Source organism: Candidatus Pseudothioglobus sp. uisw_070, assembly GCF_059512545.2.
Map to the genome: position 1 here is coordinate 462,069 of NZ_CM183456.2, position 24,753 is coordinate 486,821.

General features: G+C 37.3%; 27 protein-coding genes and 1 tRNA gene. 13 read left to right on the forward strand and 15 right to left on the reverse strand.

Annotation, left to right across the window (positions count from 1 at the left end; translation table 11 throughout):
- Positions 1–8 precede the first annotated feature (8 nt).
- On the forward strand, positions 9–386 hold the full coding sequence (locus AC5YGD_RS02305) for a hypothetical protein (protein ID WP_496141948.1): 378 nt from the start codon (positions 9–11) through the stop codon (positions 384–386).
- Here AC5YGD_RS02305 and AC5YGD_RS02310 read toward each other — a convergent pair.
- The 6 genes from AC5YGD_RS02310 to AC5YGD_RS02335 all read right to left on the reverse strand — a co-directional run bounded on the left by AC5YGD_RS02310 (position 383) and on the right by AC5YGD_RS02335 (position 5,660).
- Positions 383–1,468, reverse strand: a complete 1,086-nt coding sequence (locus AC5YGD_RS02310; RefSeq protein ID WP_496141949.1) for a 5-(carboxyamino)imidazole ribonucleotide synthase — start codon at positions 1,466–1,468, stop codon at positions 383–385. The genes AC5YGD_RS02305 and AC5YGD_RS02310 overlap by 4 nt on opposite strands.
- 3 nt (positions 1,469–1,471) lie before the next feature.
- The gene (gene purE / locus AC5YGD_RS02315; protein ID WP_496141950.1) at positions 1,472–1,960 is read right to left on the reverse strand and encodes a 5-(carboxyamino)imidazole ribonucleotide mutase; all 489 of its coding nucleotides are present in this window, start codon (positions 1,958–1,960) and stop codon (positions 1,472–1,474) included.
- A gap of 85 nt (positions 1,961–2,045) precedes the next feature.
- A complete protein-coding gene (locus tag AC5YGD_RS02320) occupies positions 2,046–2,744 on the reverse strand; it encodes an alpha/beta fold hydrolase (RefSeq protein ID WP_496141951.1) in 699 nt (232 codons plus the stop codon).
- The gene (locus AC5YGD_RS02325) at positions 2,731–3,840 is read right to left on the reverse strand and encodes an aminotransferase class I/II-fold pyridoxal phosphate-dependent enzyme (RefSeq protein ID WP_496141952.1); all 1,110 of its coding nucleotides are present in this window, start codon (positions 3,838–3,840) and stop codon (positions 2,731–2,733) included. Before AC5YGD_RS02325 ends, AC5YGD_RS02320 begins: the two co-directional genes overlap by 14 nt.
- A gap of 18 nt (positions 3,841–3,858) precedes the next feature.
- Positions 3,859–4,641: a thiazole synthase gene (locus AC5YGD_RS02330; protein WP_271541612.1), complete on the reverse strand. Its 783-nt coding sequence runs from the start codon at positions 4,639–4,641 to the stop codon at positions 3,859–3,861.
- 77 nt (positions 4,642–4,718) lie between these two features.
- Complete coding sequence (locus AC5YGD_RS02335) at positions 4,719–5,660, reverse strand: Gfo/Idh/MocA family oxidoreductase (protein WP_496141953.1); 942 nt, start codon at positions 5,658–5,660, stop codon at positions 4,719–4,721.
- 130 nt (positions 5,661–5,790) lie between these two features.
- Here AC5YGD_RS02335 and upp point away from each other — a divergent pair, with 130 nt between their 5' ends.
- Both upp and AC5YGD_RS02345 read left to right on the forward strand, forming a co-directional pair.
- Positions 5,791–6,420 carry a uracil phosphoribosyltransferase gene (gene upp / locus AC5YGD_RS02340; protein ID WP_496141954.1) on the forward strand — a complete coding sequence of 210 codons (630 nt, stop codon included), beginning with the start codon at positions 5,791–5,793 and terminating at the stop codon, positions 6,418–6,420.
- Positions 6,421–6,426: 6 nt separating this feature from the next.
- The gene (locus AC5YGD_RS02345) at positions 6,427–7,335 is read left to right on the forward strand and encodes an aminotransferase class IV (RefSeq protein WP_496141955.1); all 909 of its coding nucleotides are present in this window, start codon (positions 6,427–6,429) and stop codon (positions 7,333–7,335) included.
- A 23-nt stretch (positions 7,336–7,358) separates the two neighbouring features.
- Here AC5YGD_RS02345 and AC5YGD_RS02350 read toward each other — a convergent pair whose 3' ends face one another.
- The 4 genes from AC5YGD_RS02350 to trpC all read right to left on the reverse strand — a co-directional run bounded on the left by AC5YGD_RS02350 (position 7,359) and on the right by trpC (position 10,168).
- Positions 7,359–8,783, reverse strand: coding sequence for an FAD-binding domain-containing protein (locus AC5YGD_RS02350; protein WP_496141956.1), 1,425 nt, complete (start codon positions 8,781–8,783; stop codon positions 7,359–7,361).
- Between the two features lie 16 nt (positions 8,784–8,799).
- Positions 8,800–8,891 (reverse strand) — tRNA-Ser (locus AC5YGD_RS02355).
- 66 nt (positions 8,892–8,957) lie between these two features.
- The gene (locus AC5YGD_RS02360) at positions 8,958–9,371 is read right to left on the reverse strand and encodes an OsmC family protein (RefSeq protein ID WP_496141957.1); all 414 of its coding nucleotides are present in this window, start codon (positions 9,369–9,371) and stop codon (positions 8,958–8,960) included.
- A complete protein-coding gene (trpC, locus tag AC5YGD_RS02365) occupies positions 9,368–10,168 on the reverse strand; it encodes an indole-3-glycerol phosphate synthase TrpC (RefSeq protein ID WP_496141958.1) in 801 nt (266 codons plus the stop codon). The genes AC5YGD_RS02360 and trpC overlap by 4 nt, the downstream gene beginning before the upstream one ends.
- Positions 10,169–10,245: 77 nt before the next feature.
- Here trpC and kdsA point away from each other — a divergent pair, with 77 nt between their 5' ends.
- The 10 genes from kdsA (at position 10,246) to rarD (ending at position 18,866) form a co-directional block, all read left to right on the forward strand.
- Positions 10,246–11,085, forward strand: coding sequence for a 3-deoxy-8-phosphooctulonate synthase (gene kdsA, locus AC5YGD_RS02370; protein WP_496141959.1), 840 nt, complete (start codon positions 10,246–10,248; stop codon positions 11,083–11,085).
- A complete protein-coding gene (gene dapB / locus AC5YGD_RS02375) occupies positions 11,078–11,809 on the forward strand; it encodes a 4-hydroxy-tetrahydrodipicolinate reductase (RefSeq protein WP_496141960.1) in 732 nt (243 codons plus the stop codon). Before kdsA ends, dapB begins: the two co-directional genes overlap by 8 nt.
- A gap of 9 nt (positions 11,810–11,818) precedes the next feature.
- The gene (locus AC5YGD_RS02380; RefSeq protein ID WP_496141961.1) at positions 11,819–12,118 is read left to right on the forward strand and encodes a YciI family protein; all 300 of its coding nucleotides are present in this window, start codon (positions 11,819–11,821) and stop codon (positions 12,116–12,118) included.
- Between the two features lie 77 nt (positions 12,119–12,195).
- A complete protein-coding gene (locus tag AC5YGD_RS02385) occupies positions 12,196–12,972 on the forward strand; it encodes an ATP-binding cassette domain-containing protein (protein ID WP_496141962.1) in 777 nt (258 codons plus the stop codon).
- A complete protein-coding gene (locus AC5YGD_RS02390) occupies positions 12,972–13,676 on the forward strand; it encodes an ABC transporter ATP-binding protein (RefSeq protein ID WP_271557194.1) in 705 nt (234 codons plus the stop codon). Before AC5YGD_RS02385 ends, AC5YGD_RS02390 begins: the two co-directional genes overlap by 1 nt.
- Complete coding sequence (locus AC5YGD_RS02395) at positions 13,677–14,711, forward strand: branched-chain amino acid ABC transporter permease (RefSeq protein WP_416687798.1); 1,035 nt, start codon at positions 13,677–13,679, stop codon at positions 14,709–14,711.
- Positions 14,704–16,077 (forward strand): ABC transporter permease subunit, encoded by a 1,374-nt coding sequence (locus AC5YGD_RS02400; protein WP_496141963.1) that lies wholly within the window; start codon positions 14,704–14,706, stop codon positions 16,075–16,077. Before AC5YGD_RS02395 ends, AC5YGD_RS02400 begins: the two co-directional genes overlap by 8 nt.
- Positions 16,078–16,254: 177 nt before the next feature.
- Positions 16,255–17,436 carry an ABC transporter substrate-binding protein gene (locus tag AC5YGD_RS02405; protein ID WP_496141964.1) on the forward strand — a complete coding sequence of 394 codons (1,182 nt, stop codon included), beginning with the start codon at positions 16,255–16,257 and terminating at the stop codon, positions 17,434–17,436.
- Positions 17,437–17,580: 144 nt separating this feature from the next.
- Positions 17,581–17,940, forward strand: coding sequence for a DUF4282 domain-containing protein (locus tag AC5YGD_RS02410; protein WP_496141965.1), 360 nt, complete (start codon positions 17,581–17,583; stop codon positions 17,938–17,940).
- Positions 17,941–18,002: 62 nt separating this feature from the next.
- Complete coding sequence (gene rarD / locus AC5YGD_RS02415) at positions 18,003–18,866, forward strand: EamA family transporter RarD (protein ID WP_496141966.1); 864 nt, start codon at positions 18,003–18,005, stop codon at positions 18,864–18,866.
- Between the two features lie 23 nt (positions 18,867–18,889).
- On the opposite strand, the gene AC5YGD_RS02420 is transcribed toward rarD, so the two are convergent.
- From AC5YGD_RS02420 to AC5YGD_RS02440, 5 genes are read right to left on the reverse strand one after another with little or no spacing between them, the layout of a single operon-like run.
- Positions 18,890–20,152, reverse strand: a complete 1,263-nt coding sequence (locus AC5YGD_RS02420) for an FAD-dependent oxidoreductase (protein ID WP_496141967.1) — start codon at positions 20,150–20,152, stop codon at positions 18,890–18,892.
- A 9-nt stretch (positions 20,153–20,161) separates the two neighbouring features.
- A complete protein-coding gene (locus AC5YGD_RS02425; protein WP_496141968.1) occupies positions 20,162–21,196 on the reverse strand; it encodes a proline racemase family protein in 1,035 nt (344 codons plus the stop codon).
- A gap of 28 nt (positions 21,197–21,224) precedes the next feature.
- A complete protein-coding gene (locus AC5YGD_RS02430) occupies positions 21,225–22,256 on the reverse strand; it encodes a trans-3-hydroxy-L-proline dehydratase (protein WP_496141969.1) in 1,032 nt (343 codons plus the stop codon).
- Positions 22,256–23,764 (reverse strand): aldehyde dehydrogenase family protein, encoded by a 1,509-nt coding sequence (locus AC5YGD_RS02435; RefSeq protein WP_496141970.1) that lies wholly within the window; start codon positions 23,762–23,764, stop codon positions 22,256–22,258. Before AC5YGD_RS02435 ends, AC5YGD_RS02430 begins: the two co-directional genes overlap by 1 nt.
- Before the next feature lie 12 nt (positions 23,765–23,776).
- Complete coding sequence (locus AC5YGD_RS02440) at positions 23,777–24,676, reverse strand: dihydrodipicolinate synthase family protein (RefSeq protein WP_496141971.1); 900 nt, start codon at positions 24,674–24,676, stop codon at positions 23,777–23,779.
- Between the last annotated feature and the right edge of the window lie 77 nt (positions 24,677–24,753).

The following is a 24,753-nucleotide window of genomic DNA, read 5'->3' on the forward strand; positions in this document are numbered from 1 at the left end:
TTATAAAAATGCTTTATATTCGTGGTGGTAATAAAGAACAAATAGTACTTTCCCAGCAGTTATTTAGTTTCTGCAGTAACGGCTTGTTTCAAGCAAATAACATTCCAAATATAGATCTAACTATTCAAAAAGTAGATGATGCGCTTGCTTGGACAGACTATGAGGGTGATGGTAAGTTCTTTATAGAAATTGAAGAATCATTAGATAGAAAAAAATTCATTATTACCCTGTGTCATGAAATGATACATGTGTGTCAATTTTTAGCAGGAGTTGAAGTCAGTGAGCTATCAGCATATCACTATGAAGAGGAGCTAGCAGAGCAGTTTTATCAAGAAGAACTAGGTGGTAGTATTAATGGAAGTCTTTCAGATCTAAATGAGGATTAAGGTAAATACTCTTTTAAGCTTCCTATCATTTTATTTAATTCATCTGTTGAGTTAGAAGTTAAAGTTATATGGCCTAACTTTCTTCCAGTTCGCTCTTCTTTATTGTACAAATGAAGGTGAGCATTTTTAGTTTTAAGTACTTTTTGGATTGGTCCATGGACTCCAATTATATTGATCATCGCACTGAAATTTGAAGTAATAGTTGTTTGCCCTAAGGGAGATTCAGTAATAGCTCGTATATGATTTTCAAATTGAGAGGTTTGTGAACCTTCAATGGTCCAATGGCCAGAATTATGAACTCTTGGGGCTATCTCATTAACTAGAAGGTCATCAGATTCAAAGAGTTCAATGGTTAAAACTCCAACGTGTTTAATTTCTTTAAGAATAGAGCTCATATACTCTTCTGCTTTTTTTTGAAGAGACGCTGAGATATTTTGAGCAGGCGCTATTGTCAATCTTAGTATTCCCTCATGATGAGAATTTTCAACCAAAGGATAATATTCAAGGCTACCATCTATACCTCTAACTGCAATCAAAGATAGCTCTCGCTTAAAATTTATAAAGCCCTCTAGGATTGAGTCAGCACCAGCCATCTTTTCCCATGCTTCATGCATCTGGGTTTCAGATTTAATTAAAAACTGACCTTTACCATCATAGCCATCTGTTGCTGTTTTTAGTATTGAAGGGATTCCAATATTCTTAATTGCACTTTTTAAATCACTAAGACTATTTACCATTTGATAGGGCGCACAAGGTATTTTTAATGCATCTAGAAGTGTTTTTTCTCTGCCGCGATGTTGAGAAATATATAGAGATTTATCACTAGGAAAAACTTTGGTATTTTTACTAATTTCATTAACAATAGTTACGTCAGTATTTTCGCTTTCATAGGTCACAATGTCCGAACTATCAGCAAAATTACTAACTATTTCTGGATTATTATTATGGATAAATGTTTTTCCAAGAAGTGAAGATGGGTCTTCTTCAGATAATGCTAAAAATCTCATTTGGTGACCTAATGGATAGGCTGATAGCGCAAGCATTCTTCCCAATTGACCAGCACCAAGAACCCCAATTTTCATAAGTTATTTGTCAGGATTAGGATTGTTGAGAACACTCTGAGTCTGCTCTATACGAAATTTAGCAACCTTTTGTCTTACTTCTTCATTATGGTTACCAACGATCTGGGCTGCTAAAATTCCAGCATTTTTTGCACCAGCTTCGCCTATGGCAAGCGTGCCCACAGGAATTCCACCAGGCATTTGAACAATGGATAATAAAGAGTCGTGACCACTTAATGCTTTAGACTGAATTGGCACCCCTAAGACTGGAATAATTGTTTTTGAAGCAACCATCCCTGGTAAGTGGGCAGAGCCCCCAGCTCCAGCAATAATTACTTCAAGGCCTCTTGCTTGAGCTGTTTCGGCGTATTCAAACATTAAATCAGGAGTTCGATGGGCTGAGACAACCTTGACTTCATAAGGGACACCCAACTCGTCAAGCATCTCAGTGGCAATTTTCATTGTGGGCCAATCTGACTTTGAGCCCATAATAACTCCAACTAGTGCACTCATTTTGATTTTGGTGAGGAAATTGTTTGAATTATACCAAAAACAAGATAGTTATTAGAATTGAAACTAATTTTGAAAGAGCTGGTGATTAAAGTTTAAAGTCTTTATCAATAAAAGGAAGATGACCAGAGCGAATAATAAAGGTTTGTGTGCCAACTGCCTCATACCATTCTTTAATTTTTACTGGGACTAGAGTATCAAGTGAGCCAAGGATAGTAGTTTTAGGTGCTGCAATATCTTTATAAATATCTCGCAAGTCAGAATTAATGATAATTTCTAATCCAGTATTTAGCGCACTATGTGAGGCTGGATATTTCTGAATTGATTTGTAAAGCTCTTGAAGTTGAGACTTGTCTTTGCTTTGAAGGTTTACGAAACGTTTGAGTGATTTAGTACTATCATTTTTTAAATTAATTGCAAATTGATCAAATACCTCATTACTGATTCCATAGTTCCAGTTTTCATTATTTACAAGACAGGGTGTTGCGGCAACTAGAATTAACTTGCTAATCTCAATTTGACTTGCAATATAGGTTGAAAGTAAGCCACCTAAAGACCAACCAAGTAAGATCGATTGCTCTGGGATTATCTTAGCTAATTCATTACACCAGCTTTCAATATTTCCATCTATATCTCTACTTCTTCCGTGGCCAGGAAGGTCAATAACTGTTATTCGATAGTTTGCCTTATATTTATCTATCAAGCTTTGGAATATATCGCTATTAAAGGCCCATCCATGTAATAAAACTAGACTTGGGCCGTCGCCTATAGTTTTATGCCATAACATCTTTTACCTTTTTTAAAAGTGTTTCAATTTGCTTTTCACTATGATCCGCTGATAATGTAAATCGAAGGCGGGCGGTGTTAGGAGGAACTGTAGGAGGCCGAATAGCGCTAACAAAAAAACCTTCATCAAATAATTCGTTACTTAGCTTAAGAGCTACATTACTTGAGCCTACAACAAGCGGTTGAATTGCACTATCAGAGTCTTCAAATTGAAGACCTAACTGCCTAGAAATAATCTTAAAGTGATTAATATTAGCTAATAACTTATTTTTTTGTTCACCCTTTTTAATTAACTCTAGACTCATAAGGCCTGCATGACAAAAACTAGGGGGGATGGCAGTAGTGTAGGTATATGGCCTTGATTTCTGGATTAAAAATTCTATAAAGTCATCATCTCCAGCTACAAAGGCTCCCATAACACCAGCAGATTTTCCTAGCGTAGCCATGTAAATGGAATGCTTGGGGATTGTTGGGTTAAAAATGCCAAATCCATGAGCGTCATCTTGCATTAATATGGCATCAGTTTGACTTAGAGTTTTATCAATTTCTGAAATATCTGCCTCGTCTCCATCCATACTAAAAATATGATCAGTTACGACCAGGCCAGGGCCAGTTTGTTTTATTAACTTCTTTTGAAGTGAGGCAAGATTTTTATGGAGATACCTTTGAATTGGAAGGCCAATTAGTCTTGTGCCATCGATTAATGATGCATGATTTAATTTATCTTGAAGTGACCATTTGATTTCATCCCTTAGAGCAGAAAATATTCCTAGATTTGCACTATAGCCTGATGAAAAAAGCAGCGCTCTTTGCTGGCCAGTATGCTCAGCTAATGCTTCTTCAAATATATGATGTGATTTTGAGTGACCACTTACTAGATGAGACGCTCCTGATCCAACTCCATATAGCTTTACCCCTTCAATTAGTGCCTCTTTAATTTTAGGATGATTGGCTAGAGATAGGTAATCATTTGAGCAAAAATTCACAGTTTTCTTGCCATCAATTTCCATAATAGCACCCTGGGCACTATTAGAAATTCTTCTTAAACGTAATAAGTGATTCTGCTCAATATCACTTATTTTTTTTGAGAAGTTCATTGCATTAACATCTTAAGGCTATATTAAATTTTCCATAGGTGATGAAGCACTTGCATAACTTTTCTTAATCATTCTGCCTGCAAGATAGGATTCACGCCCAGATATAATAGCATGCTTCATTGCACTTGCCATTAGTATAGGGTTTTCTGCATTTGCAATTGCAGAATTCATAAGTACGCCGTCACACCCAAGTTCCATTGCTTCAGCAGCATCACTTGCGCAGCCAATCCCAGCATCAACTAAGACAGGAACATTAGCCTGGTCTTTAATTAACTTAATATTAAAAGGATTAGCTATTCCCTGGCCTGATCCAATAAGAGAGGCCAATGGCATAATTGCACAACAACCAATTTCTTCAAGTTCTTTAGCTATTATAGGATCATCCGAAGTATAAACCATGACATCAAAACCTTCTTTTATTAGTATTTTAGATGCTTCAAGAGTTTCAACAATATTAGGATAAAGTGTTTTTTCATCACCCAGAACCTCTAATTTAACGAGGTTATGCCCATCTAACAATTCTCTTGCTAGAAGGAGAGTTCTAACTGCATCTTTTGCGTTGTAACAGCCTGCAGTATTTGGAAGAATAGTATATTTTTTAGGTGAGATAGCGTCAAGAAGACTTTCTTCATTTGGATTTTGGCCAATATTTACACGACGAATTGCCACAGTAATAATCTCTGAACCAGAGGCTTCAGTAGCTAACTTAGTTTCCTTTAGATCTTTATATTTTCCAGAGCCAACGAGGAGTCTAGAGTTAAAGGTTCTCCCTGCAATAGTAAATGGAGTGTCTTTTTTCATAGCGTTATAAGATACCATGTGATGCAACAAAAATTATTCTATCGTATAGTATTTTTTTGAGATTTCAATTGATTTTTTTATATGATTAAATCAGCTTTTTGTTGGATCTCATTTATAGCCTTCGTAACAATCTGAGAAATTAAAAAATCAGATTTAGATTTAGATTCTGCAAGCGATACAAAGTCATCAATCATAAGTTTGTACTGATTACATGGTGGAAAGCTCACTTTAGTACCTTCCTGCAAACCTCCATTCGCCCAATAAGCATGAGTAATTTCAGGTGGGTTAACTGGAACGTTTAGTTTTGCCCAGCCACTTGATCCTAAAACCGTTAATGCTTGGCAAAGTGCTGCATTACCTGAAACAGTGAAGCTTAGTGTTTCGCCATTTGGCCATTGAAGTGTTGCATCAACTTGCTTCTCAATATCATAGTGATCACTCATTATTGCAGTTGCTGAAAGAACTTTGGGGGCGCCTTTAAATAGCATACATCCTGATAATATTGCATAACAACCAATGTCGTATAAGGGACCACCACCATCTACTTTGCGATTTCGAATGTTGCCTTTAGGCTGGTCAGGATAGCTAAAAATAAAGTGAGATGACTGATGCTCTCCAATGTCAAGCTCTTTAAGCCATGTCCATTGTGGGTGACTTCTTACCATGTAGGCTTCATAAAAAAAAGATTCACTACTTGCAGCTGCTGATTCTAATTCCTCTAATTCTCTCATGTTAAGGGCAACTGGCTTTTCACAAAGAACATGCTTGCCTAATTTAAGTGCTTGAATAGAATAGGGCACATGCAGATGATTTGGGAGTGGGTTATAAATTGCATCTATTGATGGCTCTGATAGAAGAGCATCATAGTCAGTCTCAATAGCATCTTTATAGATACTTGGTAATGGTACTTGACCAGGATTTCTTCTTCCAACATGGGTAACTTCATGTCCTGCAGCTAATATTGCTGGAACAACATATTCGCGAGCAATTTTCGCTTCACCTAAAATTCCAAATTTCATTTAAACCCTTTATTTTTTTTAATGAAGAGATAATAATACTTGTTCTTTCTATATGATTTTTAGAAAAATATTACAAAACGTATTAAAGTGTAAAATTAGTTTTTTATAAGACTTTTTTGAAGGAATATCAATGCCCCTAAATGCAATCAAACACCCTCTTTTAGCCCATAAAATCGCCTTACTTAGGCAAAATGGGATCAGTACAAAACATTTTCGTGAACTAGCTAATGAAGTTGCAAGTCTATTGACGTATGAAGCTACTCGGAATTTACCACTCGAAGATCGTGAAATTAATGGCTGGCAAGGCGAGCCAATAAACACTCAAATGTTATCTGGAAAAAAATTATCAATTGTTCCGATCTTACGAGCTGGATTGGGAATGCTTGATGGTGTGCTAACTTTGGTGCCAAATGCTAAAGTAAGTGTTGTTGGTCTTTACAGAGATGAGGAAACTTTAAATCCCGTTGCATACTTTGATAAAGTTATTACAGATATTGATCAAAGAACTGCATTAATTATTGATCCTATGCTGGCAACTGGAGGAACACTTCTTGCGACAATTGAACTTCTTAAGCAGAAGGGTTGTAAAAAAATTATTGGTTTATTTCTAGTAGCCTCTCCTGAAGGGTTAGAAAGGGTAACTAAACTTCATCCTGATGTAGATCTTTTTATAGCTGCAATAGATGACTCTTTGAATGAGCAGGGCTATATTCTTCCTGGGTTAGGTGATGCTGGTGATAAGATTTTTGGAACTAAGTAAATAATCTTGGAAGAAGATATTTTTCCAAAAGGAGCGGCCTGGTTGAATGGTGAATTCATTCAACTATCTGAAGCTCGTATTCCAATTTTAGATTGGGGTTTTTTAAGGTCTGATGCAACTTATGATGTTGTTCATGTTTGGAAAGGTCGTTTTTTTCGCTTAGATAAGCATATTGACAGATTTTTTGAATCAACAGAAAAATTAAGAATGCCTTGTATAGTTAGCCGTGATGAGCTTAAAAAAATACTTGCTGGTTGTGTCCATCGATCTGGACTGGATGATGTCTATGTAGAAATGATTCAAACTAGAGGAATGTCCCCTAAATTTGACAGAGATCCACGCAAATCTAAGCCTCGGTTTATTGCTTTTGCTGTTCCATTTGGCTGGATTCTGAAGTCCGAAGATTTTGAGAAAGGATTGGACGTTTTAGTAAGTGCTAGAAGGAGAATACCAACTAATTCTATTGATTCAAGAATTAAAAATTATCATTGGCTTGATTTGGTAAGTGGAATGTATGAAGCTTATGACTTAGATCATGACACGGTAATCCTTGTGGATGAAGAAAATAATATTTCAGAAGGGCCTGGCTTTAATATTTTTTGTGTAGATAAGGATGGGCTTAATTCCCCTAATCAGGGGGTTTTAGAAGGCATAACTAGGCAAACAGTTCTTGATTTAGCAAAAGAATTAGGTGTTCCTTTTCAGTTAAGCTCAATATCACTAGAAAAGCTTCAAGATTCAAATGAAGTTTTTGCAACTTCAACAGCGGGTGGAATAATGCCAATTACAAGAATAAATAATAAATTAGTTGGCAAAGGTGTCCCTGGAAAAATTACCAGAATACTTCATCAGAGTTATTGGGACAAACATACTCACCCTGATTGGAGTCAGTCAGTTAATGATTTTTTAGAGTAGGGGCTTTAACAGAGCTTTGATGATTAATCATCTACTTTTTTTAAAGATTTAAACGCTTCAAGCGCATTCTGGCGAGATAATTTTAAATCTATAATAGGCTTTGGATAGTCTTTTCCAATAACAACTCCAGCTCTATCTAATTCTTCTTGAGGCGCCTCCCACGGATTAAATAAGTATTTGTTTGGTAGCTCACTTATTTCAGGGATGTATTTACGAATATATTCCCCGTCAGAGTCGAACTTTTGCCCCTGTGTGACTGGGTTAAAAATTCTAAAGTAGGGCGCTGCATCTGCCCCACAACCTGCAATCCATTGCCAGCTTGCACTATTACTAGCTAAATCTGCATCTACTAAACAGTCCCAAAACCATCGCTCACCATGATGCCAGTGAAGTAGAAGATTTTTAACTAAAAATGAACCTACAACCATTCTTACACGATTATGCATTGCGCCAGTTAGCCATAACTCCCTCATTCCTGCATCAACCATAGGTATTCCAGTTTGACCTTTTTGCCAGGCAATTAATTTTTTCGCATCTTGATCCCATGGGAATAGATCAAACTTGGATTGCAAATTCTTTTTAGGAAGTTCAGGATTAAAGTAGAGCTGCGTGTATGAAAATTCGCGCCAACCGAGCTCGCTACAGAAGTGGTCAATATTGGTATCATCCCTTTTTTTCTTTGCAGCATGCCAAGCTTGATTGGGAGAAATCTCACCAAAATGAAGATGTGGAGATAGCCGAGAGACAAAAGGTTTTGATGGAATATTTCGGCCTTCTTTATAATTTTCCACTCCATTATTTAGGAATTCGGTTAATCGGTTATTTGCTCCAAGCTCACCAATATTCCAAAATGATTTCATTTTAATATCCCATTTAGTGGATGGCAATAAAGATAAAGCATTGATATCTTTTAAACTATTGTTATCATTAAAAAGATCTAGATTTATTGGAGTAGAAATTGGCTCACGTGGCTCGTCAGATAAAAGACACCCTTTTCGAAAGTAGGGCGTAAAAACTTTATATGGAGTCCCGTCTCCTTTTTTTATTGTCCAGGGCTCCCAGAGTAATGAACCATTTAAAGTATTAACTTTAATTCCTTTAGACTCAAGTTCTTTTTTGATATGAGTATCACGATTGATGCGCCATGGCTCATAACAGCGATTCCAAAATATCTCTTTAATATTTAATCGATCAATAATATCCAATATTACTGTAATGGGATCTCCCGAGTAAATTGATAAATTTTGATCTAGGCTTTTGTTAAGAGAATTTAGAGAGTGATGCAGCCAAAATCGACTTGCTTCTCCCATCGCAAGTTCTTTTGAATTTATATCGTCCAGAATGTAGATAGGAAGTATTGAACTATTTTTTGCTGCCTCAAATAGTGCAGGGTTGTCAGATAACCTTAGATCTTGGCGAAACCAATGGATAACTTTAGGTGTATTCATAGAGCATTCAATATTATGGCGGAGAGAGAGGGATTCGAACCCTCGATAGGAGTTAAAGCCTATACTCCCTTAGCAGGGGAGCGCCTTCAGCCACTCGGCCATCTCTCCGAAGAAGGCATATTATACTGGAATTATTTTAAATGAGTATTTTAGTAATAACGGTTTAATAAAATATTATTCAAGGACCTCAAAATCATGAGTAATTTTTGCAGTTTTCCCTAGCATGATTGATGCAGAGCAATATTTTTCAGCCGAAAGTATAATTGCTTTATCAACTTTTTTAGAGTCTAAGTCTTTTCCTTTAACAATAAATTGAATGTGTATATCAGTAAAAACTTTTGGGTGTTCATTGGCTCTTTCAGCGCTAATCCTAGTTTCACAATGCGATAGGTCTTGACGCATTTTTTGAAGCGTTGTAACGACATCAATCATAGTGCAGCCCGCCACTCCAAGCAGAAGCATTTCCATTGGTCTAACACCAAGATTTTCACCGCCAATCTCTATCGGACCATCCATCGTAATAGAGTGACCACTATGAGACTTACCAACCATTAACATGCCATCAACCCAATTTACAGAAAGATTCATTCAAAAAACTCCTTAAGTTTTTGGCCAGGATTTGAGTGCTTCATAAATGCCTCACCAATTAAAAAACCAAATACATCATTCTTGTGCATCAACTCAACATCAGCTTTAGATGCAATTCCTGACTCAGTTATCACAAGTTTATCACCGCTAATTTCACTAAGCAAGTCAATGGTGGTTTGAAGACTAACTTCAAAGTTTCGAAGATTCCTATTATTAATTCCAATCATTGGTAAATCTAATTTAAGCGCACGACGAAGTTCATTTAAATCATGAGTTTCAACTAATACATCCATATTGAGAGATAAAGCAAGATCGCTTAAATGTTTGATTTCATCATCTTCTAGACAAGACACAATTAGTAAAATACAATCTGCCCCCATCGCTCTTGATTCATAGACTTGATAGGGCTTAATAATAAAATCTTTACGAATAACTGGTAATGAAACTGCAGCTCGCGCTTTTATCAAATATAAAGGATCACCTTGAAAAAAATCACGATCTGTTAATATAGAAAGGCAGCTTGCACCTCCATCTTCGTAGCTTTTTGCAATTTCGACAGGCTCAAAATTCTCTCTAAAAATGCCCTTGCTTGGAGAGGCTTTTTTAATTTCAGCAATTATTCCACTTTGACGCTCTTTTACTTTTTTGTTTAATGAGTTAAAGAAACCTCGGGGGGTATCTGCACTATTTGCTAGTTCAATCATTTTTTCAATCGGAAGCCGCTTTGTTGACTCTGCTATTTCTTCTTGCTTTCGAGCAACAATTTTTTTAAGTATGTCGGGTGTTTTTTGTGTCATGGTTTTAATGAATTTATAACAATGCTTATTTTAAACGAATATAATTTACGTATATATTTAAGTAATGAGTGAAGTACATGAATTTACTAGATTTTCAGGCTGGAATTGATCACCCATTTTTTTTGATTGCTGGCCCATGTGTTGTTGAGTCAGAGTCTTTGGCAATGGAAAGCGCAAGTTATTTGAAAAAAGTTTGTAGTGAGCTTAATATCAATTTTATCTATAAGTCTTCCTATGACAAGGCCAATCGAACAAGTGCAGATAGTTTCCGTGGTCTAGGTATTGAAGAAGGGCTTCGTATTTTAGAAAAAGTAAAGTCTGAAGTTGGGGTCCCTGTTTTAACTGATGTTCATGAAGATTCGCCTCTAGATGAGGTTTCTTCAGTAGTTGATGTCCTTCAAACTCCTGCTTTCCTTGTAAGGCAGACTAATTTTATTCAAAATGTGTGTGGTCAAGGACTACCTGTAAATATTAAGAAAGGCCAATTTCAAGCGCCTTGGGATATGGTCAATGTTGTTGAGAAGGCCAAGGCAACAGGAAATCAACAAATTATGGTTTGTGATAGAGGGACATCTTTTGGATACAACACACTTGTTTCAGATATGAGAGGCCTTTCAAGTATGAGGTCGACAAACTGTCCAATTGTTTTTGATGCAACTCACTCTGTTCAGCAGCCTGGTGGAGAGGGAGCATCCTCTGGTGGGCAAAGAGAAATGGTACCAGTTTTAGCTAGAGCAGCTGTTGCAGTTGGCGTTTCTGGTCTCTTTATGGAGACGCATCCAAATCCCGAGCTTGCAAAAAGTGATGGCCTTAACTCTATGCCAATGAACTTAATGTTTACATTACTTGAAACTCTCAAGAAGATTGATGAAGTAACTAAAAATAATGATTTATTAGAGGATTCTATAAATGACTAGAATTGCAATAAACGGATCTAAAGGAAAGATGGGGCAAACCCTTGTTGAGGCTGTCAATTTAAATAATAGTGCGACATTAGGTGGGGCTGTTGATAAGGGCAATAACCTTAATGATTCACTCCAAGATTTCGACGTTTTAATTGATTTTTCAAGACCCGAAGCCTCTCTGAAGGCCATCTCAATTTGTAAAAATTCTGGAAAAGCTATGGTCATTGGAACTACTGGCTTTAGTGATGATGAGCTAAAAGTAATCAAGCAAGCTTCAACTCAGATACCAATTGTTTTTGCTCCTAATATGAGTGTTGGAGTTAATTTAACGCTTAAGTTGTTGGAGACTTCTGCAAAAGTTATTGGGCAAGATTCTAGTATAGAAATTATTGAAACTCACCACCGTTATAAGGTTGATTCGCCTTCAGGCACTGCTCTTAAGATGGGTGAGGTTGTTGCAAATGCGCTTGGAAGAGACTTAGCTAACTGCGCAGTATATGGCCGTGAAGGTATTGATGAGCCTAGAGATTTAAATACCATTGGATTTTCATCGATTAGGGGCGGTGATGTTGTAGGCGATCATACTGTTAGTTTTTTTATGGAAGGTGAGCGCGTTGAAATAACACATAAAGCATCTTCTAGAATGATTTATGCTAATGGTGCTGTAAGAGCAGCTAACTGGCTTAGTGACAAGCCTAGTGGTCTATATTCAATGCAAGATGTTTTAGAACTTTAGGAGTAATTAATGTTGTATGCAATTATTTCTCAAGATGTAGAGGATAGTTTTAAAAAACGCATTGGCGCTAGACGTGATCATGTTGCCCGTTTAATTCAATTAAAAGATGAAGGACGCCTTATTTTGGCCGGACCTCATCCGGCTATCGACTCAATAGATCCAGGTGATGCAGGTTTTACAGGATCACTGATTGTTGCTGAGTTTGAAAATCTTAAAGAGGCGCGGTCCTGGGCTGATGCAGATCCTTATGTTGCTGCCGGAGTATATTCAAGCGTTGTTGTTAAAAATTTCAATAAGGTTTTGCCTTAAATGATTTCCATAGAGAGGTTTTTTGTTGGATAATTTAGCCTTTTTTGAAAAAAGCAACTCAATCAAAAACTTAGATAATGATTACAGTTAAAAATTTATCAAAACATTTTGGCGGAATCAAGGCAGTTGATGGTGTTGACTTGCATATTGAGCGAGGCTCGATAACTGGTTTAGTGGGTCCAAATGGTGCTGGAAAAACCACAATGTTTAATTTGATTGCTGGACTTTATCAACCTTCAGAGGGTGAAATAATTCTTGATGGTGAAGATGTAACAAGCTTAACTTCTCACCAACTTTTCCATAAAGGACTCTTAAGAACATTTCAAATAGCCCATGAGTTTCCAACCCTAAGTGTCTTGGAAAACTTAATGATGGTGCCTGCAGATCAGTTAGGCGAAAGCTTGATGAATACTTGGTTAAAGCGGAAACAAATTCATGTTCAGGAGAGAGAACTTCAAAAAAAAGCAGAAGAAGTTATCGATTTTCTGAGTATTAGCCACCTTAAGAATGAAAGAGCGGGTAATCTTTCTGGTGGACAGAAAAAATTGCTAGAGTTGGCTCGAACTATGATGGTTGATGCTAAGGTTGTTCTTCTAGATGAGGTTGGAGCAGGCGTTAATCGAACACTCCTTAATCAGATTGGTGATGCCATATTAAGGCTGAATTCAGAAAGAGGGTATACATTCTGCATGATTGAGCACGATATGGATTTTATTTCAAGGCTTTGTAATCCTGTAGTAGTATTAGCTGAAGGTAGAATTTTGACAAGCGGCACCCCTGATGAAATTAAAAGTAGTGATGCGGTTATTGAGGCTTATCTAGGTAAAGGAATTAAGACCGAGGCTACGAGTTAATGGCTTATCTTGAAGGTAAAAATTTAGTTGCATCATACGGAGTAGTTCCAATACTCCATGAATGCTCTGTTGAAGTTGAAAAAGGTGAGCTTGCAGTAATTGTTGGCCCAAATGGCGCAGGAAAGTCTACTGTAATGAGAGTATTGCTCGGGATGCTGGAGGCAACTTCAGGTTCAGTAACGCTAGATGGAAAAGATATTTCAATGCTTTCTACTCAGGACAGAATTAGCCATGGATTAGCATTTGTTCCGCAAACAAAAAATGTTTTCCCTTCAATGACAGTTGAAGAAAATCTTCAGATGGGTGGTTTTATTAGGCAAGATGACATCAATAAAACAATTGAAGAGGTCTACGCGCTTTTTCCAATTCTCTATGACAAACGCAAACAACTTGCAGAGCAACTTTCTGGTGGCCAAAGGCAACAGGTTGCATTTGGAAGGGCTATGATGACGAAACCTTCAATTATGCTTTTAGACGAGCCAACAGCAGGAGTTTCACCAATAGTGATGGATGAAATTTTTTCTAATATTTTGGACGTTAGAAATGCTGGTATGGCTGTTCTTATGGTTGAGCAAAATGCACAGCAAGCTCTTAACATAGCTGATAAGGGCTACGTTTTAGTATCTGGACGTAATGAGCATACTGGAACTGGTAAAGAGCTCATAAATAACCCTGAAGTTAGAAAAAAGTTTTTAGGAGGTTAGATGACGTCAGACTCAATTGATATTATTAATGCATTTGCCTTACTAACTAATTTTGTAATTCTTCCTGCATTATCTTATGGCTCACAATTAGCATTGGGAGCACTAGCTGTAACTTTAGTCTATTCAGTATTGAGGTTTTCTAATTTTGCTCAAGGCGATAGTATGGCGTTTGGGACCATGATTGTTATATTACTTACTGGTTTTATGATTAGTAGAGGGTGGACAATTTCAGGAATTCCCACTGCTCTATTAGTAATCCCTATAGCTATAGTTTTTACCTCAATGTACTTGCTTACAATGGATAGACTGATTTATCGGCACTATCGAAAAATAAAAGCAAAATCAATTACGATCGTAATGTCCTCAATAGGAGTTATGTTTGTTACTGGCGGAATAGTCAGGTTCGTATTAGGCGCGACTGCGCAAAAATTTGAAGATGGTGAGAGGTTTATTTTTTCTGTTAGAGAGTTTAAGGCTTATACCGGCCTTGAACAAGGAATTGCCTTCAAAACGTCTCAATTTTTAACTATTACCATCGCTTTTTTATTAGTGGCTTTTGTATTTTACTTTTTACAAAAAACTAAAACGGGTAAGGCTATGAGAGCTTATTCTGACAATAAAGAACTAGCACTTCTTTCTGGTATTGATCCAGATAAGATGGTTCAAATAACTTGGTTAATAGTTGCAGCTCTTACTACAATTGCTGGCGCCCTTTATGGATTAGATAAAGGCTTCGCACCTCAACAATATCACTTATTACTCTTACCAATTTTTGCATCTGTCATTGTAGGTGGTATTGGCTCTCCAATAGGAGCAATTGCAGGTGCTTTCTTAGTAGCATTTTCTGAAATACTCCTTACTTATGCCTACAAAAAGTTTTTAATATATTTATTACCACTATCGATGCATCCTTCGTCTTTGGTTCAGCTTATTGGTACTGAGTATAAATATGCAATATCCTTTGTTATTTTGGTTATTGTTCTTTTAATAAAGCCTACTGGGTTATTTAAAGGCAAGGTGATAGTTGATGAATAATCTAAATAATATTTGGCAATCGTATAGAGCAATTATTACTTTCTCCCTTATGGGTTTTGTACTTTTATTTGTTGGTTTTAATCAGTCATGGGCACTTGTAATAGGCATTATTAACATGTCTTTGATTTCAGCTATTATGGCCTTAGGTGTAAATATCCAATGGGGTTATGCTGGATTATTTAATGTTGGAATTATGGGGTTTGCCGCCTTGGGAGGCGTTAGTGTTGTTTTAATTTCTCAGCAACCTGTAACTGAGGCGATAGATGCTGGCGGTATAAAGATGCTTCTTGCTTTGGCTTTAGGAGCTGCAACGATTGCCGCAGGAGTTTTATTAAGCAGAAGGGGGATTAATAAATGGTTAATATCTTTAATCGTAGTTATTGGCTATCTCTTTACAAGATTTTATTTCTCTGAGGCTTCAAAATTAATTGAGAAAGTAGACCCTGCAATTACAGGCTATTTAGGCGGTTTTGGACTTCCTATAATGCTCTCTTGGATAGTGGGTGGCTTAGCTGCAGCTGGAGCCGCATGGTGGATTGGAAAAATTACCTTAAGCTTAAGATCTGATTATCTTGCGATAGCAACTCTCGGAATTTCTGAAATTATTATTTATGTCATCAAAAATGAAGACTGGTTTGTACGGGGACTTAAAAATGTTTATGGACTTCAAAGACCTGTTCCTTACGAAGTTGATATGCAAAAATCAGAATGGCTTCAAAATATTGTTGCTTGGATTCATAAGTCAGAGTTACAGTTTTTGTCTCAATCAGAGCAAATTGATAAGCTAGGTGACTATGTTCGAGAGGCATCAGTCGTATTTGTAAAACTTAGTTATTCAGGTTTATTTCTTGTAATTTTAGTCGCCTTTATTATTCTTTCTAATCTTGCTTTAAATTCTCCATGGGGTAGAAAAGTAAGGGCAATAAGGGATAATGAAGTAGCAGCCTCTGCGATGGGTAAGAATATTACGCGTCAACATCTACAAATTTTTGTTATTGGATCAGCAATTGTCGGTGTCGCTGGTGCATTATTAGTGACTTATGATGGGATATTTATTCCTACTGCATATCAGCCCCTTCGATTTACTTTTTTAATTTGGGTGATGGTTATTGTTGGAGGGTCAGGTAATAATCTAGGGTCAGTTCTAGGGGCTTTTATTATGTGGTTTATTTGGATTCAGTCTGGCCCTATAGGTCTTTGGGTGGTTGAAATGCTTGGTAATTATGTTCAAGAGGGAAATACATCACTAGAATTTATAGAAGATCGAGTCCACTATCTAAGACTTATCTTTATGGGCAGCATAATGCTCTTGATCATGAGATTTTCTCCTGGCGGAATTCTTCCAGAGAAAAATAAAGAACTGTAATATGTTCTTTAAATTGGGCTGAAATGAACTATTCTAGAAAGGTTTAGTTCATTTTTTTTTATAATATTTTTAACACAAACTACAGGAAACTGTTTATCATTAAGGGGATTCCCATAAGAAATACGCTTTAATACTTTATTAGGTGTAGGGACTCTTTTTTATATTTTAGGAGACGAAATGAAAGGTTATTTAAAAACAACAGCTGGATTTGTATTATCAGCTACGATGGCATCAGTATCACATGCTGATGTAACTATAGGAGAGCTACAGGGATTTACTGGACCGCTTGAATCAATGATTGGTGCGATGTCTGGTGGTGCAAACTTAGCAGTAACTGAGGCTAATGCTTCTGGTAACTACCTCCAAGGAACAATTAATGTTGTGCAGGGCGATTCAGTATGTATCGATCCAGCCGTTGCGATTGCTCAAGCAGAAAAAATGATTAATGATGATAATGTTATGGCTATTATGGGTCCTAACTGTTCAGGTAATACTGGTGCAGTTATAACCAACGTGCTTGTACCTAATGGTATTGTTTCAATTTCACCATCAGCTACTTCACCTGCTTTAACAACTCTAGAAGATGGTGGATGGTTCTTTAGAACTGCTCCTTCAGATGCTAGACAGGGTCCAGTACTTGCAAGTATTGCAATGTCAAGAGGACAAACTGATATGGCTGTAACTCACTCAAACAGTGACTATGGTAAAGGTTTGGCTGATGCATTCGTAACTGCTTATGAAGCTATGGGTGGAACTGTTACAGTTATGGCTGGACATGACGACGACAAGGCTGACTATTCAGCTGATGTTGCTGCATTGTCTGCAGGTGGCTCAGCTACTTTAGCTGTATTAGGTTATGCTGATACTGGTGGTAGAGGAATTATTGCTGCTTCTGAAGATACTGGTGCATTTTCTGACTATGTATTTGGTGATGGTATGATCAGTGCATTAACTTCAGGCGCGGTTGCAGATGGTTCTTGGGGGACAATTGCATCTCCAGATTCAGATCTAGTTGATGTCTGGACAGCAGTAGCTGCTGCTGGCGGTGTTGATGGTTCTGGTGCATATGCAGGTGAATCTTATGACGCTATGGCATTGATTATTCTTGCTTCACAGGCTGCAGGTTCAACAGATAGAGCGGCAATTCAAGCTCAAGTATTGAATGTTGCTAATGCTCCTGGTATTCCATGTGCTGCTGGTGATTTGGCTACTTGCCTTAAATATATCTCAGGCGGCTTAGTGGTTGACTATGTTGGTGCTACTGGTGTTGAATTAGATGCAGGTGGAACAGCTAATGGTTCATATGCAGAGCGTGAAGTTGTTGGTGGTGCGTTCACTAATATTAAGATTCATAAGTAATAAGCTTTAAATTTTGACTAAAAAGCCCGTCTTTATGATGGGCTTTTTTTTATTTTTAAAATTTCTATCTAATTATGAATTTACAACATTTTCTTAGGCTGGTATTATATTAAATTAGATTGAAGAAAAATAAGGGCAATCAAAATGAATAATAATGAGATCTTAGAGGGCATAAAAAAAGCTTTTAAACTTTCAGTGGATAAGCTAGATAACCATTACATGTTTTATCTAGATGAGATGGTTACTCCTAAGCTTATAACGCTTTTCTATTGGATACTGTTATTTGCCTTTATAACAAAAGGTCTTGGAGACATATTCCTTGAAGGTGACTTCTGGCGAGGATTAGTCTGGGTAATTGGAGGTTCTTTAGCCTCTCGAGTAGCCTGTGAAATGGTGGTAATTCTATTTAGAATTAATGAAAACTTAAATGAAATTAATGAAAAAACTAGTGAGAATGATGCCCTAAGTAGCACTAGTTTTGAAAAAGATTACTACAAGCATTAATAAAAATAATATTAGATTATTTAGTCTACAATAGGCGTTTTTCTCATGTAAGTTTTTGCTTTATGAATAAAGGCATCCTACTTGTCCTTTCAGGCTATCTGATGTGGGGAGCATTCCCTCTTTATTGGGCATTACTGAATCATGTTAACCCGTCTGAAGTTCTGGTTCACAGGATCCTTTGGTCAGTGCCTGTATTATTTATATTAGTCTACTTCAAGCCATCTTGGCTAGCAAATTTCAAATCTTCAATATCTTCAAAAAAAGAACTACTTTTCTTATTTTTAACAGCTATCCTCATCACCATTAATTGGGGCGCATATATTCTTTCAGTAAATTTAGAAAGAGTTGTGGAAGCCTCTATGGGTTATTTTTTATCACCTGTAATAAGTATGTTGGGCGGCTATATTTTTTTCCATGAAAGGATTTCAAAACTTAAGCAGTGGGCTGTTTTTTTTGCAACAATAGGCGCCCTTTATTATGTTTTCAGTGGTGACTCTTTTCCATGGCTTGGCCTTCTCATTGGGCTTACTTTTTCATCATATGGTGTTGCTAGAAAAGCAATGGTGACATCAGCAGTTCCAGGTCTTTATATCGAGACACTCCTACTCTTGCCATTTATTTTGATATTTAGTTTATGGTTTTATGCAAATTATGACTTGGCTATTTTTAATGTAAATCCATCAACAGATATTTTATTAATTTTGGCAGGAATTGTCACTGTGATACCTTTGGCATTATTCACTGCTGGAACAAAATTGCTTCCAATGACAACTGTAGGTATATTGTTCTTAATTACCCCTACATTACAATTTTTAGTTGGCTATGTGTTGTATGGCGAGTCAGTAAATTTCAATCAATTATTAGGGTTTACAGCTGTTTGGATTGGACTTATTGTTTATTGTTATGCGCTTATAAAGGAAAAATAGTTAATTTAATAAAGCCCCCTTTACTATAAAAAACGATCAATTGATAATGCTTTAATTTCAGCTGAATTTTGCTCACCTTCTATTAAGCTATATAATAAATTAGCTGATGTTGCTGCATGAGTTAATCCATAATGACCATGACCACAATTATAAAAAACTCTATCTATTTTTAGAGATTTAGATATCACTGGAACAGAGTCTGGAGTTGAAGGGCGACTTCCCATCCAATAATTTGCATTTTCTACATTTAACCCTGGAAACAAATCCTGGCTAATGCGAGCAATAGAATTGAAATAATCTGGATTTGCTGGCCTACTAAGATTGGCATATTCGGCCCACCCACCAATTCGAAGCCCACTTGCTAAACTTGTTGCAACAATACCTTGATCTGCAAATACAATTGGTATGTCAATATCAATATTTGATAAAGGAATTGTTAAGTTATATCCTCGCTCTGCTGTCATGGGTAAAAAATCACCTAAAGATTTTGCTAAAGAAACAGAATTAATTCCTGCTGCAATAACTACTGCATCATATTTACTATTTCCTTTGTCCAAATTAATTAAGATGGAATTTAATTTCTCACTTATACTATTAACTCGCTCCTGGCGAAAGGTAACTCCGTTCATTTTTGCTGAATCAGCAAGGCCCCGAACTATGTCTATTGGCTCACTTACTTTAGCCCAATGATGAGATAAATATGCGTACTTAAATTTTTCATTAATAGTTGGAGTAATTTTAGCTATTTTTTTAGCATTTAATACTTCGCTACTAAAGCCTCGAGTATTTCTTTCATCCCAACTTTTGATGCTTTTATTAAAGCTCAGCTCATTATCATAGATGAATGCACATCCATTTTGCTCAAGTTTTTCGGCGATATTACAATACTCTAATAATTCTTTAGTGTCTCTAATAGAGTTATGACAAAGATAGCTTAATACATCTGTTGCCTTTTTGAAGCGATTTACATTTGAGGTAAGTAAAAACCGCCAAAACCAGGGAATTTGTGGCCAAAAATCTTTAAGTGGGACTTTTAATGGCGCATCAGAATCCATGAGCATTTTTAATACCTTCCAATGAATTCCAGGTGTGCTCAAAGGAAAAATATCAGAAGCTCCAATATGGCCTGCATTTGCTTTTGATGACCCACCTTCTCCTGGATAATAAGGATCAAATACAGTAACTTCGTAGCCTTTCCGATTAAGGGCACATGCACTTGCCATCCCTACAACGCCTGCCCCTATTATCGCCACTGAAGAGCCTGGAGATATTTGTGCGTTTGGCACTATCTATTACTAGCTAAGTAAATCAAAAGCGTCACCCCAACAATCTGAAACTTTATAGCCTAATGGGTATGGGTCACTGGGGTCTACGCCTACCTGATGAATTCCATGAATCCAGCCACGACCAGAGATTCTTGGAAGGATGCCACTCTTTCCAGCAATAGTCTTCTTAGCAACTATCTCAACTTGGAACTCACTATCGATGATTGATCTTGCTTTAAGGCTCTGACCAACTTTAACTTGACTTCGGGCCTCCATTACAGCAAGACGAGCAGAATTACCAGTGCCGCAAGGAGAGCGATCAATTCGACCTGGTGGAAGAATTGTTGCACCCTTCATTACGCCATCATCATCATGCCCAACAAACATTGTGTAAGAAATGCCTTTTAAGTCTTTAAGCTCAGGATGTCTTATATCTAACTGACTATTGACCGCCCTATGAATCCTGGTTCCTATATCAACAAGTTGACGGGCATTTTCTGGCAAAATTTTCAAATCAAACTGGGCAGGGTCAATTAAGGCATAAAAAATACCGCCAAAAGCAATATCAACACTTACTGCCCCTAACCCCTCTACTTCAATAATCGCATCAAGTTGATCTGCGTATGAAGGTGTCATATCTAAAGTCACTCTCTCGCATTTTCCATTATTACATTCAGCACTTGCACTAACAAGTCCTGCAGGAGTATCAATTGTAACAATAGTCTCAGGCTCCTTCATCTCTATCATTCCAGTTTCAAGTAGAACAGTTACAAGGCAAATACTGTTTGATCCTGACATGGCATGAGCCTTGTCGCCTTGCAAGATCAAAAAACCTATATCCGCTTCTTTATTTGGAGCATCAAAAATGAGATTTGTAGACATTTGAGCATAACCACGGGGCTCAAATACTAAAAAACGACGCAAACTATCGTCTACTTCATTAATATAATTCATTTTTTCCAGCATAGTGTTACCTGGAATATCTATTACCCCACTAGTTACTATTCGACCCACCTCTCCTTCTGCATGAGCCTCAACCATAGTTATAGTTTTTTTCCAGCGCATTATCTAAGGGCTTTTAATAAAAGTAATTTCATTGTTTAATTGGCCATGTATCTGAAAGGCGATATCCTTCAGGCCAAGGGTCCTCAGGATCAAGCATAAGCTGATGAGTTCCAGTAATCCAAGCCCTTCCACGAATTGAAGGAATAATAGCCTTCTTTTTACCCACCATAGTCTCCTCAACTATACTGCAATCAAAGCGAGAATCAAGAATTGAGCGACCAATCATGTGGTCTCCTTTTTGAAGTTCACCTTTTGCATGGAGAACTGCCATACGAGCAGAGCAGCCAGTTCCACAAGGTGAGCGATCTAATTTACCTGGGTCTATTACAACACTATTACGACTAACTTTCACACCCTCTTCTTCAAATAAAGGAAGTGCAAGCTCGCAGAATGAAATATGCCTCCAGTCAGAATTAGTTGGGTGATTAAAGTCAAGCTGTAGATTAGCAGCAGCAGTTATTTTTGAACCAATTTCAGCTAAATCTTTAGCCTCATCAGGCTTAATTTCAAAGCCAAGTTCAGCAGCATTAACAATAACAAAGCTATCTCCTCCATAGGCAGTGTCGACCTTAAGAGAACCCAAGCCTTCAACTTCAATATGAACATCTAGCTGGTCAGCAAAAGAAGCTACATTGTGAACCTCTATACTTTTAGCTTTCCCATTTTCACAATATGCCTTTACTGGAACTAGTCCTCCTGGAGCTTCAAGGACAAACTCAGTAATCGGCTCTCTCATCTCAATCATTCCTGTATCAAGTAAAACAGTTGAAACACAAATCGAGTTTGAGCCGGACATTGGTGGTGTATGTTCAGGCTCCATCACAATAAAACCTTGTTGAGCATTTGGATTTTGTGCTGGCACTAATAGGTTTACATGTTTAAAAACGCCGCCCCTTGGCTCATTTAAAACAAATTGACGCAATTTTTGATCTTGATTAATCCACAGCGCCTTATCCCAAAGACTATCACCCTTAGGTGGAGCGACGCCTCCAACAATCACATTTCCTACTTCACCTTCTGCATGACAGGAAACTATATGAATCAACTTACTGGTTTTCATTAAATGTCCTCACTAATATCAATCCATAAAGTTTTAGTCTCAGTATATTGATCATGAGCCATAAGTGAATTATCACGACCACCAAACCCTGAGAGCTTATAGCCACCAAAAGGGGTTGATATATCACCTTCTCCATAACAATTTACAGAAACAGTTCCCGCTTGAAGAGCTCTGCCGTATTTATGAGCCTTAGTCACACTGGAAGTAAATAATGATGCTTGAAGTCCATAACATGTATCATTCGCAAGATCGATGGCTTCTTTATCACTATCAACAGACATCATTACAAATACAGGGCCAAAAACCTCTTCTTTAGCAATTATCATTTCTGCAGTAACTCCACTAAAGAGGGTAGGCTCAATAAACAATCCTTCTCCCGAATTAATTGCATTACCACCTTCAATTAATTCAGCTCCTTCACTTTTAGCTACCTCAATGTAACCCAAAATCTTGTCGTATTGCTCTTTGGAAATTATTGCCCCCAACTGGTTGTCTGGGTCTAAAGGGTCACCTGTATGCCAATCTTTCATTTTCTCTCTGACCTTTTCAAGCAATGTGTCTTTCAAACTCTTATGAACTATTAGGCGAGAATTAGCAGTACAATTCTGTCCCATATTCCAAAGAGCAGCAAAAACAATATGCTCAGCAACACCATCAAGATTATTGGCATCAGAAAGAACTACAGCAGGATTTTTACCACCACACTCAAGAATAATTTTCTTTAAATTACTTTGTCCTGAAAATTCTAAAAATAATCGTCCTACTTCAGTTGACCCCGTGAAAGAAATTGCATCAATATCTAAATGTCTCCCCATTGGTTCACCAACATCTGGTCCCTCACCAGGAAGGACATTGAGAACTCCTGGGGGAATTCCAGCTTCAGTTGCCAGTTCAGCAACTCTAAGTGCAGTCATTGATGTTTGTTCTGCTGGTTTAACAATAACGCTATTACCACCAGCGAGTGCTGGGGCAATTTTCCAAGCCAGCATCATTAAAGGAAAGTTCCAAGGCAGCACACAACCAACAACACCTAATGGTTCACGGGTAATGAGGCCAACAGCATCTACATTCGCCGGTGAGATTTGATCATACATTTTATCTATAGCCTCGGCATGCCACTGAATAGTGACTATCGTTTCAGGAAGATCAGTAAGTTCACACTCACTAATAGGCTTTCCACTTTCTAAACTTTCAAGCACTGCAAGCTCTGTCTTATTCTCTTCAATAAGTTGAGCTAACTTCAATAAAACTGCCTTACGTTCGCTAGGATGTTTATTAGCCCACTCACCAGAATTAAAGGCATCTCGTGAAACTTTAACAGCATAATTAACGTCAGAATCATCACAGGCCGAAATATTAGTGATAACAGATCCAGTTGCAGGATTAATTGACTCCATAACCCTTCCAGCTTTTGATTTCTGGAACCTTCCATTTATAAATGGATCCGTTGGAAACTGTATTTTCGCAGCAATATCTATATAATCATTTTTATTAAGAAGGCTTGACATTTTTTACTCCTTTTAATTTAGAATTGAGTGAAGCGAAGCACGAGTTTTATCTATTACACTAATCATTTCCCTCTTAAGGGCGTCGTCAATTGGAAGCAAAGGTAATCGAACCTTTCCACCTGGACGACCCTGTTGTTCACATCCGAGCTTAACACATTGCAGGAATTTACCACCTTGCTCCAAAGCCTGCATAAGAGGCATAAAAGCGCTCATTAGAGCTCTTCCTTTCTCAAAATCAGATTGTTTTCCAAGTATATCCATTAATTGGACACACTCTGATGGAAAAAAATTAGCTGTAGCACATACCCAAGATTTTGCCCCCCAAGCAGCAAACTCAAGAACTTGCTCTTCACCACCAACAGCTAACTCAATTGAAGGATAGTTATTTGATAATAATGGAAGCCTAGAATAGTCACCACTTGACTCTTTTATTGCTGCAACTAGAGGATTTTTTGCAACTATGGATAGAAAATCCTCACCCATCTCAACACCAGTTCTTCCAGGATAGTTATAAAGCATAATTGGTAATTCTGTTGCTTGAGCTATTGTAATAACATGATGCGCTAACTCTTCTTCTGAAGGTAAAGAATATGGTGGGGCGGCGACTAAAAGTGATTTAGCGCCTGCATCAACTGCCGCCATAGAAATATCGAGGCACTCATCAACTCGAATATCATTCACTCCTGCCATAAATTCAACTTGATTATTAATACGCTCTGCTGCAAATTTAAATTGCTGAATACGCTCCTCTTTCGAAAGCGCATAAAACTCACCAGTTGATCCACCAACTATAACTCCAGCAACACCATTTTCAATTTGCCAATCTATTACTTCTGCGTAAACATCCCAGTCAACTTCACCATTACTCGCAAAAGGGGTAATAATAGGTGTGTAAATTCCTTCAAATCTCATTTTAGACTCTCCTTATAAATTGTTTATTTTGAAAATAATATACTATATTTCGCTTTAATCGATACTTTGTATTCAAT